The organism is Nocardioides panacihumi (assembly GCF_039530925.1).
Lineage (GTDB): Bacteria > Actinomycetota > Actinomycetes > Propionibacteriales > Nocardioidaceae > Nocardioides > Nocardioides panacihumi.
Map to the genome: position 1 here is coordinate 43,016 of NZ_BAAAPB010000005.1, position 10,732 is coordinate 53,747.

A 10,732-nucleotide genomic window follows, 5' to 3' on the forward strand; every position below is an offset into this window, starting at 1 on the left:
TGAGGACCTGTCGATCTCCTCAACTCCCCAGCGGCTCGACGGCGTCGACGGCCGCCTCGACGTCGCCGTAGCGGGAGAGCAGCAACGACGCACCCACCGCGACCACGAAGCCCACCACGGCCACAGCGCCCCAGCCGGGGCGCGGATGGTCGCCGAAGAGTGCGAGACCGGCCAGCGCGGGCAGCACGGTCTCGCCGACGACCAGCGGCGCCGTCGCCTGCACGACCGTGCCGCGTTGGAGCGCCGTCGCGTACGCGGTCAGGGCGAACGCCGCTGCCAGCAGGAGTGCATAGAGTGCCGGCGCTGTGAGCAGCAGCTGTGCGTCGTGAGCCGGACGACTGCCGCTCGGGAACGCCGGCAGGGCGCGTGCCGCCACCGCGACGACACCGAAGGCGAGCCCCGCCGCGCCTCCGAGGACCCAGGCGCCCGAACGGTCACTGACACGCACCACGGCGATCGAGGTGAGCACCAACGCAACCGCGACGATCAGGATGACGACCTGGCCGCGGGTGCCGACGGCGTCCGGTTGCTGCGACGCGGCCGAGAGGCCCACCATCGTCAGTCCGACCACGACGGACACCAGGGCCGCCCACTCCCGGCGGCGCATGCGGAGCCCGAGGAACACCACCGCTGCGATGGCCGTCACGGCCAGGGAGCTGGAGACGACTGACTGCACGACGTACAGCGGGAGCGAGCGGAGCGCGACCAGCGACAGCAGGAAGCCGACTCCGTCCAGCGCCAGCCCGGTCGGATAGCGCCAGGTCCGCGTCAGGGTCAGCAGCAGGTGAGGGTCCAGACGAGCGGCCGGCGCGATGTCCATGGCTGCCGCGCCCTGGAGCACGGAGCCGAGTCCGTAGCACAGCGACGTGCCGAGCGCGCAGAGCAGCGCGAGGGTCATGCTTCACCGTACGGCGGCCCGGACCGCTGCGCTGGGTCTTCCCTCGTCTTCACGAATCCTTCAGGTCATCGGCCTAGCGTGGCGTCGTCACCTTCGTTCTGGCAGGAGTCACCGATGCCCGGCCACGACCGCGCCCCGGCACAGCGGCCAAGTGCGCTCGCGTCACCTCGCCGTCCCGTCACCCCGGAGGACCCGCACGTGCCTGAGCCCTCCCGAGCGATGGCGCGACCGGCCGAGGGATCGCGTGTCCATCGGCTCCTGGCCGACCTCAGCAACCCTAAGACCACGGCGCGACTGGTCTGGATCGTCGGCGTCGTCTCGTTCCTCAGCGCTGCCTCGCCCGCGTTCCACGGCCGTGTCAGTGTCGTGACGGCGATCGTCCCACCCGTCTTCCCCGCGGCCGCCACCACCGGGACCCTCGCGGCCGGCGTCGTCCTGATGCTGCTGGCGAACGGGTTGCGACGCGGGAAGTACCGAGCGTGGTTGCTGGCCACGATCCTCACCGGCTTCGCCACCGTCGCGCACCTGGTCAAGGGCCTCGACATCGAGGAGGCGTCACTTACGGCCGCCGTCTTCGCCCTGCTCGTGGTCGCGCGGCACCGGTTCCATGCTCTGCCCGACCCGAGGTCTCCGCGTCGGATCGTGTCGCTCGTGGTCCTCGGGATCCCTGTCGCCACGCTGCTCGGCTTCCTCTGGATCAGCGTCGACCTCGACGGGCTCGTGCCCGGCACGACAGCCCTGGAGAAGCTGCAGGAGGCCTTCCTGGGACTCGTCGGGATCCCCGGTCCCGTGTCGTTCGTGGAGCACGGCGCGGCCACGCGCAGCGCCATCGGCCTCGCCGTCCTGGGCGCCTCCCTGCTGCTGCTCATCGTGCTGGTCGCGCTCCAACCCGCCGCCGGCCCCCACCGCCTCGACGTCGAGGAGCGGGTCCGTGTCCACGGCCTGTTGCGGCGGTGGGGCGCCGTCGACTCGCTCTCGTGGTTCGCCTTGAGGGAGGACCGGGCCGTCATCTTCTCGCCGAGCGGCAAGGCGGCGGTCAGCTACCGCATGGTCGGGGGAGTGTCACTCGCCGCCGGCGACCCGCTCGGAGACCCGGAGGCCTGGCCGGGCGCCATCGCCGCCTGGATGTCGGAGGCGAGCGCACACGGGTGGCTGCCTGCAGTGCTGGGCGCGAGCGAGCATGGCGCGGCGGCGTTCCATCGCGCGGGCCTCGATGCGTTGGAGCTCGGCGACGAGGCGATTCTGCAGACCGCCGACTTCACCACCGAGGGCCGCCGGATGCGGATCGTCCGGCAGGCCGTCACGCGATGCCGTCGGGCGGGCCTGAGCAGCACGTGCGTCCGCGTCGGCGACTTGGACGAGGAGACCCGGGCCGCGATCGTCCACAGCGCGGAGGCCTGGCGCGACGGCGAGGTCGAGCGAGGCTTCTCCATGGCGCTGGGCCGGCTGGCCGACCCCGAGGACAGTGATGCCGTCATGGTCCTGTGCCACGACTCCTCCGGAGCGCTCCGCGGTCTCCTCCAGCTGGTCCCGTGGGGGGCCGACGGCCTGTCTCTCGATGTCATGCGCCGCGACCGATCCGGTGAGAACGGCATCATCGAGCTGATGGTGACCGACCTGATGGCGCAGGCTCCGGCCTTGCGCGTCGCTCGTGTCTCGCTCAACTTCGCCGTCTTCCGCAGCGTGTTCGCGCGTGGCGAGCGCCTCGGTGCAGGGCCCGTCCTGCGTCTGTGGCGGGCCATCCTGATGCAGGCGTCGCGCTTCTGGCAGATCGAGTCGCTCTACCGCGCGAACGCCAAGTTCCAACCTGAGTGGGTGCCCCGGTTCGTCTGCTTCCGGTCTGCCGGCGACCTTCCGAGCGTCTCCCTGGCCGTGCTCCGGGCCGAGGCGTTCCTCGTCGCACCAGCGTGGTGGCGAAACCTCGGCGAGCGGGCCCGCCGCGTCGACGCGGCGACCAGCGCGGGCCGGGACCTCGGACCCGTCGGATAGGTCCGGAAGGCGACGCCGACGGTCAGGCCGTGCGCACGGCGCGGATGATCTTGCGCCGCAGGGTCACGCGCCGCTTGCCGTCGTGGCCGATCCGCACCCGGTCGAGCACCCAGCCACCCTGCTCGGCACGCTCGACGAGCAGCTTGCGCACGACGTTGCGCGAGAAGTCAGGCGGGAAGATGACCGAGTCGAACTCCCATTCCACTCCGGGGCGGGGCGGGCGGCGGTCGACTGCGGACATCTGATCCTCCTGTGCTCGGCCAGAGTCGTCAGCTATTCGGCGGAGACGTCGTCGAGGGCGGCGGCGAGCTCCGCGGGGAGGGTGAGGTCCTCGACGGCCAGAGCGACCCTCAGCTGCTCGGCAGTGCGGGCGCCCACGATCGGGGCTGTCACGCCGGGGCGGTCGCGCACCCATGCGAGGGCCACCTGAAGGGGTGCCCACTCGAGCCCGTCGGCCGCCTTGAGCACCGCCTCGACGATGCCGCGACCTCGGTCGTCGAGGTAGGAGTCGACGCGTCCGGAGAAGTCGCGGTCGGCTCCTCGGGAGTCCGAGGGCGTGCCGGTGCGGTACTTGCCGCTCAGCACACCGCCGGCCAGCGGAGACCAGGCGAGGATGCCGAGCCCGTTCGCCTGGGCAGCCGGCACGACGTCGTACTCGACCTCGCGGGCGAGTAGCGAGTACTGCACCTGCGTCGAAGCCAGCGTCGCCCGGCCGGGCACGGCCCGCTGCCAGGTCGCGGCCTGCGCGGTCTGCCAGCCGGTGTAGTTCGAGATCCCGACGTACGACGCCCGGCCCGACGTCAGCGCCAGGTCGAGCGCGGTCAGCGTCTCCTCGATCGGCGTCTCGTCGGACCAGATGTGGACCTGCCACAGGTCGACGTGGTCGGTGCCGAGCCGCTTCAGGGACGCGTCCAGCGCACTGAGCAGATGCCCGCGCGACGTGTCGATCGCGCGCTGCCCGCTGCGACGTGAGATGCCCGCCTTCGTCGCCAGCACGATCTCGTCCCGTGCCACGACGTCGCCGATGAGCGCGCCGATCATCGACTCTGACCGGCCGTCGACGTACCCGGCGGCCGTGTCGACCAGCGTGCCTCCGGCCTCGGCGAACGCGATCAGCTGGTCGCGCGCCTCGTGCTCGTCGGTCGCGCGGCCCCAGGTCATCGTGCCCAGCCCGAGGCGGGAGACCTTGAGACCGGTGGCGCCGAGCGTGCGATGCTGCATGGGCGAGAAGATAGCCGCACGCCCGGGCCGCCTTCCAGGCGGCTCGCGGGTCCTCACCAATTCCTCATCTTCTGGCCCTTAGGCTCTGCCCGACACCCGCCGCCTACTCGAAAGACGGGACATGAACTACCTCGAGGCTGTGATCCTCGGCGTCGTGGAGGGGCTCACCGAGTTCCTCCCGGTCTCCAGCACCGCACACCTGACCATCGCCGAGAAGATCCTCGGGCTCCCCATCGACGACGACGGTGTCACCGCCTACACGGCGGTCATCCAGATGGGTGCGATCGCGGCTGCGTTCCTCTACTTCCTCAAGGACATCGTCCAGATCGCCTCGGGTTGGTTCCGCGGGCTGGTCAAGCCTGAGCTGCGCGGCACCCTCGACCACCGGATGGGCTGGTACGTCATCGTCGGCTCGATCCCGATCGGGATCGTCGGCTTCCTGGCCAAGGACCTCATCTCGGGCCCGCTGCGATCGCTGTGGGTGGTCGGCGCCGCGCTGATCCTGTGGAGCGGCGTGATGGTCTTCGCCGAGCGCGTCGGCCGCCAGGACCGGGGTGAGAAGCGACTCTCGATGCGCGACGCGATCCTCATCGGCCTGTCCCAGTGCATCGCGCTGATCCCGGGCGTCTCACGCTCGGGCGCCACGATCTCGGTCGGCCTGCTGCGCAACCTCGACCGGGTCACCGCGACCCGGCTGAGCTTCTTCCTCTCGATCCCGGCGCTGACGGCGGCCGGTCTCTACGAGCTGAAGGACATCCCGGGCTCCGGGATCGGCATCGGCCCGACGGTGGTCGGCACCCTCGTCTCCTTCGTCGTCGCGTACGCCGCTGTTGCCTGGCTGCTGAAGTTCGTCGCCGGGCACTCGATCGCCGCGTTCGTGCCCTACCGCGTGGTGCTCGGCGGCACGCTGATCGTGCTGCTGGCCACGGGCGTCATCAGCGCCACGTAGCCGTCCGGCGGCCCGAGTCGAGGGGCTCGGGCCGGACCGACCGTCGGCGGGCGCCGGATCCTGACGACCGCCGAACCGGCCCCGGCGACAGTTGCTGCGACCGCTACAGCCAGCCGGACCTCTTGAAGAACACCCACAGCCCGGTGACCGATGCCGCCATCAGCAGCAGCGCCATCGGGTAGCCCAGTGACCAGGCGAGCTCGGGCATGTGCCGGAAGTTCATGCCGTAGACGCCGGCGATGAAGGTCGGTACGACGACGAGGGCCGCGCCTGCCGAGATCTTGCGCATGTCGTCGTTCTGCTGGACGGAGATCTGGGCGAGGTGGGCCTCGAACGCCGACGACAGCAGCGACTCCAGGCCGTCCGCCAGGTCCGCCGCCTGGTTGAGGTGGTCGAGGATGTCGCGGAAGAACGGCTGGATGTCGGGGTCGACCATCGGGATCGCTCCCGTCGCGAACCCGCGGATCGGCTCGCGCAGGGGCATGACCGCTCGGCGTACCTCCGCCAGCTCGCGCTTGAGCGTGTAGATCCGCTCCGCGTCGCTGGTGCGCTCGGTCGAGAAGACCGAGGTCTCCACCTCGTCGACATCGGTCTGGAGCTCGCCCAGCACGCTGAGGTAGCCGTCGACGATCCGGTCGGCGACCGCGTAGATCGCTGCGGACGGCCCCTGCGAGAGCTTCCACGGGTCCGCCTCGACGGCGTGGCGGGCGGACTCGAGCCGGGCGCCGCGGCCGTGCCGGACGGTGATCACGAAGTCGTGACCGACGAAGAGGTTGATCTCGCCTGTCTCGACCTGGTCGTCCTCGTCGACGTACCAGAGCGTCTTGAGGACCAGGAAGAGGCTGTCGCCGTACCGCTCGAGCTTGGGACGCTGGTGGGCGTTGACCGCGTCCTCGACGGCGAGGGGGTGGAGCTCGAAGGCCTTCGCGACCTCGGCGAGCTCCTGCTCGCTGGGGGCGTAGAGGCCGAGCCAGACGAAGTCTCCGGGGTTCTTGATGCCCGCCCGCATCTTGTCGTACTCGTGCGGGTGGCAGCCGAGGTCGACCCGGTGGCCGCCGGAGTAGAGAGCGCTGTCGACGATCACGTGCCCACGCTATTCCACGTGCCTGCGCTGGCTACGCTGACGCGCATGGCCACCGTCATCCTCGTCCGCCACGGCCGGACGACTGCCAACGCGACCGGCACGCTGGCCGGACGCCTCCCGGGCGTCGGGCTCGACGAGACGGGCATGGGGCAGGCGGAGCGGACGGGCGACCGGCTGGCGGCCGTGCCGCTGGCCGCGCTGGTCACCAGCCCGCTGGAGCGCTGCCGGCAGACGGCCAAGGAGATCCTGGCCCGACAGGCCGCCGAGCCGTCCCGGCACACCGAGAAGGGCATCACGGAGTGCGACTACGGCGAGTGGCAGGGCCGGCCGCTGAAGGACCTCGCCAAGGAGCCGCTCTGGAAGGTCGTGCAGGCGCAGCCGTCGGCGGCCGTGTTCCCCGGCGGTGAGTCCATGCAGGCGATGCAGGCCCGCGCGGTGGCCGCCGTACGACGGCATGACGCGCTCGTCGAGGCCGAGCACGGTCCGGGCGCCGTGTGGGCGGCCGTCAGCCACGGCGACATCATCAAGTCGGTGCTCGCCGACGCGCTCGGGATGCACCTGGACCTGTTCCAGCGGATCAACGTCGACCCGGCGTCGGTCTCCATCATCCGCTACACCCCGTCGCGGCCCTTCGTGCTCGCGACCAACACCCACGCCGGTGACCTGTCCTGGCTCGTGCCCCCGAAGCGGGCCGGTCACCGCCGAGCCTCGCGACGCGTCTCCGGCGACGCGGCCGTAGGTGGCGGCGCGGGCCCCTCCTAGCACCGCCTAGGGTTGTGCCATGCCGTCCGTCGTCCACAGCTTCGACCCGCCCGAGCGCTTCGTCGCGGGCACCGTCGGTGAGCCCGGCGCGCGCACGTTCTTCCTCCAGGCCCGTGCCGGTCGCCAGCTGGTGAGCGTCGCGCTCGAGAAGCAGCAGGTCGCCCTGCTCGCGGAGCGGGTGGACGAGCTGCTCGACCAGGTCACTGGCCTCGCCGAGACCGTCGTGCCCGCCGTTGCACCCTTCGAGCTCGACGACAACGACCCGCTCGACCAGCCGATCGAGGAGGAGTTCCGTGCCGGCACGATGACGCTGTCGTGGGACCCCGGCGACGAGCGCGTCGTCATCGAGGTCTTCCCGGTCGACGAGACCGTGGCGTTCGTCTCCGAGACCGCCGAGGGCGAGCAGCAGATCGAGGTCGAGGAGCCCGAGCCGGAGGAGCTGTTGCTCATCCGGATCACACCGGGACAGGCCCGCGCCTTCGCGAAGCGCGCCCAGCAGGTCGTCTCGGCAGGTCGCCCCGACTGCCCGTTCTGCGGCGGCCCGATCGACCCGAACGGACACCTCTGCCCGCGGGCCAACGGCTTCCGACGCCGGGACCCCTGAGCGGCCGACCGATGAGCGCCGGGATGGAGCCGGGTCTGGATGCGGGGGAGCTCGTCCTGCGCGGCAGGGTCATGCCGGCATCGAACCTGACCTTCGTCGCCACGTTGCGCTCGCCCTCGGGCGAGGACCTCGACGTGGTCTACAAGCCGATCCGTGGGGAGCGCCCGCTGTGGGACTTCCCCGACGGCAACCTGGCGCACCGCGAGCTCGCCGCCTTCCTCGTCTCCGAGGCGACCGGTTGGGACATCGTGCCCGAGACGTGGCTGGGCGAGGGCCCGCACGGCATCGGCATGGTGCAGCGCTGGTGCCACATCGACGAGACGCAGGCGGCTGTCACGATCGTCCCCGAAGGGGAGGTGCCGACCGGTTGGTGCCACGTCTTCGACGGGTTCGGCGCCGACGACCAGCCGGTCTCCCTGATCCACGAGGACAGCGAGCCGTTGCGCCGGATGGCGGTGTTCGACGTGCTCGTCAACAACGCCGACCGCAAGGGCGGCCACGTCCTGGAGATGGCCGACGGTCACCGTTACGGGATCGACCACGGCATCTGCTTCCACAGCCAGCCGAAGCTGCGCACGGTGCTGTGGGGGTGGGCGGGAGAGCCTCTGACCACGCAGGAGACGGACGTCGTGCGTCGACTGCGCACCTCGCTCGACGCCGAGCTGGGCCGGGCGCTCGAGCCGTATCTGTCGGTCTGGGACCTGGAAGCACTCGCCGATCGGTGCGACGACCTGCTGGCACGCGGCACCCTCCCCGAGCCCGGTGGGGGCTGGCCGTCCGTTCCGTGGCCCCCGTTCTGAGGCCTAACACCACTCCGCAAGTAGAGTTCGCCCCATGCGCGCCTGGACAGCTCCCGAGTTGCCGACCCTTGCCGTGAAGGGCCCCGAGGTCGCGCTGCACGACACCGCCAGCGGGACGCTCGTCCAGGTCGTCCCGGAGGGCCCCGCGACGCTCTACGTCTGCGGCATCACGCCGTACGACGCCACCCACATGGGCCACGCCGCGACGTACGTCGGCTTCGACCTGCTCAACCGGGCCTGGCGCAACGCCGGCCACTCCGTGGTCTACGCCCAGAACGTCACCGACGTCGACGACCCGCTCCTCGAGCGGGCGAACAAGGTCGCCGTGGACTGGAGGGAGCTCGCCGAGCGGGAGACCGAGCTGTACCGCCAGGACATGGAGGCGCTGCGTGTCCTCCCGCCGGCGCACTACACCGGCGCCGTCGAGTCCATCCCGCTCGTGATCGCGTTCATCGAGCGGCTGCAGGCAGCGGGTGCGGTCTACCGGGTCGAGGACGACCTGTACTTCTCGGTCACGGCCGACGCCGACTTCGGCGCCGAGTCGAACCTCACCCGCGAGCAGATGCTCGAGATCTTCCCGCAGCGCGGCGGCGACCCCGACCGTCCGGGCAAGAAGGACCCTCTCGACTGCATCCTCTGGCTCGCCGAGCGGCCGGGGGAGCCTTCCTGGCCGTCCCCGTTCGGTCCGGGCCGACCGGGCTGGCACATCGAGTGCACGGCGATCGCGCTCGAGCACCTCGGCGGCTCCTTCGACGTGCAGGGCGGTGGGTCCGACCTGGTCTTCCCGCACCACGAGATGTCCGCCGGACATGCCCACGTCGCGGGTGAGGGCTTCGCCCGCGTCTACGCGCACGCCGGCATGGTCGCGTACGACGGCGAGAAGATGTCGAAGTCCAAGGGCAACCTGGTCTTCGTCTCGGCCCTGCGCAACAGCGAGATCGACCCGATGGCGATCCGCCTGGTGCTGCTGCGCCACCACTACCGCGCCGACTGGGAGTGGACCGACGAGAAGCTCTTCGACGCCGCGGACACGATCGCCCAGTGGCGCAAGGCGCTCTCCCTCGGCCGCGGCGCGCCGGCGGCACCCGTCGTCGAGGACGTGCTCGAGGTGCTCGCCGCCGACCTCGACGCTCCGGCGGCGGTCGAGCTCGTCCAGGGCTGGGTCGACGCGACCGTCGGCAGCGACGGCCTCGCCGACACGAGCGACGCCACGGCCGCCGCGACCATCCGTGACCTGCTCGACGCCGCTCTCGGCCTCAAGCTCTGACCGCCCCTCCGCCGAGACGTCAATCCCTGGGGTCCGAGACGTCAATCGGTGGGGTCCGAGACGTCAATCGGTGGGGTCCGAGACGTCAATCGGCACGTCTCAGCCGGACGGATTGACGTTTCGGGCCGGACGGATTGACGTTTCGGGCCGGACGGATTGACGTTTCGGGCCGGACGGATTGACGTCTCGGCGGTCAGTCCTCGTCGTGGCGGCGCTTGAGGTACCGCTCGAACTCGCGGGCGATCGCCTCGCCGGATGCTTCGGGCAGATCGGTGGTGTCGCGGGTCTCCTCGAGCGCGCGGACGTACTCGGCGACGTCCTCGTCCTCCTCCGCCAGCTCGTTGACGCCCCGCTCCCACGCACGCGCGTCCTCGGGCAGGTCGTGGAGCGGGATGGCGACGCCGAGGAGCTCCTCGAGCCGCGTCACGAGGGCCAACGTGGCCTTCGGGCACGGCGGCTGGGCGACGTAGTGCGGCACGGCGGCCCAGTACGAGACCGCCGGCATGTCGATCTGGGTGCAGGCGTCCTGGAAGACGCCGACGATCCCGGTCGGACCCTCGTACGACGAGATCTCCAGCTTGAGCCGGTCCACGATGTCGGGCTCGGTCGAGGTGCCCGATACCGGGATGGGCCGCGTGTGGGGCGTGTCGGCGAGCAGTGCACCGAGCGTGACGACCAACGACCCGCCCAGCTCCTCGATCGCGGCGAGGATCTCGGCGCAGAACTGGCGCCACCGCATGTTGGGCTCGAGACCTCGCACCAGGATGACGTCGCGGTCGAGGTCCGGGGGAGAGGCGATCGCGATCCGCGTCGTCGGCCATGTGATGCGCCGCATGCCCCGCTCGTCGGTGCCCGTGTAGGGCCGGTTCACCTGGAAGTCGTAGTAGTCCTCGGGATCGATCTCGACGACGACGCGAGCGCTCCACACGCTCATCAGGTGGTCCACCGTTGCGGAGGCGGCGTCCGCTGCGTCGTTCCAGCCCTCGAACGCGGCGATCACCACCGGGTCCACGAGCTCGGAGTTCTGCTCGATCTCGGTCACGTCGACAACCCTAGTCGCGCGAGGATTCACACGCGGGACGAGCCCGGTGGAAGGATCTGTGGCGGTATCACGATCTGGCGAGCCCGTCCGTCTCCTGGACGGAATCCGTAGCCTGG

11 protein-coding genes are annotated in these 10,732 nt (G+C 70.9%); 6 read left to right on the forward strand and 5 right to left on the reverse strand.

What is annotated here, in order from left to right:
* Positions 1-19 precede the first annotated feature (19 nt).
* Positions 20-898, reverse strand: coding sequence for a hypothetical protein (locus ABD205_RS19150; protein ID WP_344047639.1), 879 nt, complete (start codon positions 896-898; stop codon positions 20-22).
* 198 nt (positions 899-1,096) lie between these two features.
* Here ABD205_RS19150 and ABD205_RS19155 point away from each other — a divergent pair, with 198 nt between their 5' ends.
* Positions 1,097-2,887, forward strand: coding sequence for a phosphatidylglycerol lysyltransferase domain-containing protein (locus ABD205_RS19155; RefSeq protein ID WP_344047641.1), 1,791 nt, complete (start codon positions 1,097-1,099; stop codon positions 2,885-2,887).
* Between the two features lie 22 nt (positions 2,888-2,909).
* Here the strand turns inward: ABD205_RS19155 and ABD205_RS19160 are convergent, their stop codons facing one another.
* Together ABD205_RS19160 and ABD205_RS19165 are read right to left on the reverse strand one after the other, a co-directional pair.
* The gene (locus ABD205_RS19160; RefSeq protein ID WP_344047643.1) at positions 2,910-3,128 is read right to left on the reverse strand and encodes a DUF5703 family protein; all 219 of its coding nucleotides are present in this window, start codon (positions 3,126-3,128) and stop codon (positions 2,910-2,912) included.
* 32 nt (positions 3,129-3,160) lie between these two features.
* A complete protein-coding gene (locus ABD205_RS19165) occupies positions 3,161-4,108 on the reverse strand; it encodes an aldo/keto reductase (protein WP_344047645.1) in 948 nt (315 codons plus the stop codon).
* Positions 4,109-4,229: 121 nt separating this feature from the next.
* Between ABD205_RS19165 and ABD205_RS19170 the strand changes: the two genes are divergently transcribed.
* On the forward strand, positions 4,230-5,057 hold the full coding sequence (locus ABD205_RS19170) for an undecaprenyl-diphosphate phosphatase (protein ID WP_344047647.1): 828 nt from the start codon (positions 4,230-4,232) through the stop codon (positions 5,055-5,057).
* A gap of 103 nt (positions 5,058-5,160) precedes the next feature.
* Here ABD205_RS19170 and corA read toward each other — a convergent pair whose 3' ends face one another.
* Complete coding sequence (gene corA / locus ABD205_RS19175; protein WP_344047649.1) at positions 5,161-6,141, reverse strand: magnesium/cobalt transporter CorA; 981 nt, start codon at positions 6,139-6,141, stop codon at positions 5,161-5,163.
* Positions 6,142-6,186: 45 nt separating this feature from the next.
* On the opposite strand from corA, the gene ABD205_RS19180 reads away from it, so the two are divergent.
* Genes ABD205_RS19180 through mshC form a run of 4 tightly spaced genes read left to right on the forward strand, consistent with a single transcriptional unit; the run spans position 6,187 to position 9,574 of the window.
* The gene (locus ABD205_RS19180; protein WP_344047651.1) at positions 6,187-6,903 is read left to right on the forward strand and encodes a histidine phosphatase family protein; all 717 of its coding nucleotides are present in this window, start codon (positions 6,187-6,189) and stop codon (positions 6,901-6,903) included.
* Positions 6,904-6,922: 19 nt separating this feature from the next.
* Positions 6,923-7,507, forward strand: a complete 585-nt coding sequence (locus tag ABD205_RS19185) for a DUF3090 domain-containing protein (RefSeq protein ID WP_344047653.1) — start codon at positions 6,923-6,925, stop codon at positions 7,505-7,507.
* An 11-nt stretch (positions 7,508-7,518) separates the two neighbouring features.
* Entirely contained in the window at positions 7,519-8,307 is a 789-nt protein-coding gene (locus ABD205_RS19190) for an SCO1664 family protein (RefSeq protein ID WP_344047655.1), read from the forward strand.
* 34 nt (positions 8,308-8,341) lie between these two features.
* A complete protein-coding gene (gene mshC / locus ABD205_RS19195; RefSeq protein WP_344047657.1) occupies positions 8,342-9,574 on the forward strand; it encodes a cysteine--1-D-myo-inosityl 2-amino-2-deoxy-alpha-D-glucopyranoside ligase in 1,233 nt (410 codons plus the stop codon).
* 193 nt (positions 9,575-9,767) lie between these two features.
* Here the strand turns inward: mshC and ABD205_RS19200 are convergent, their stop codons facing one another.
* Positions 9,768-10,616, reverse strand: a complete 849-nt coding sequence (locus ABD205_RS19200; RefSeq protein WP_344047659.1) for a PAC2 family protein — start codon at positions 10,614-10,616, stop codon at positions 9,768-9,770.
* Positions 10,617-10,732 lie beyond the last annotated feature (116 nt).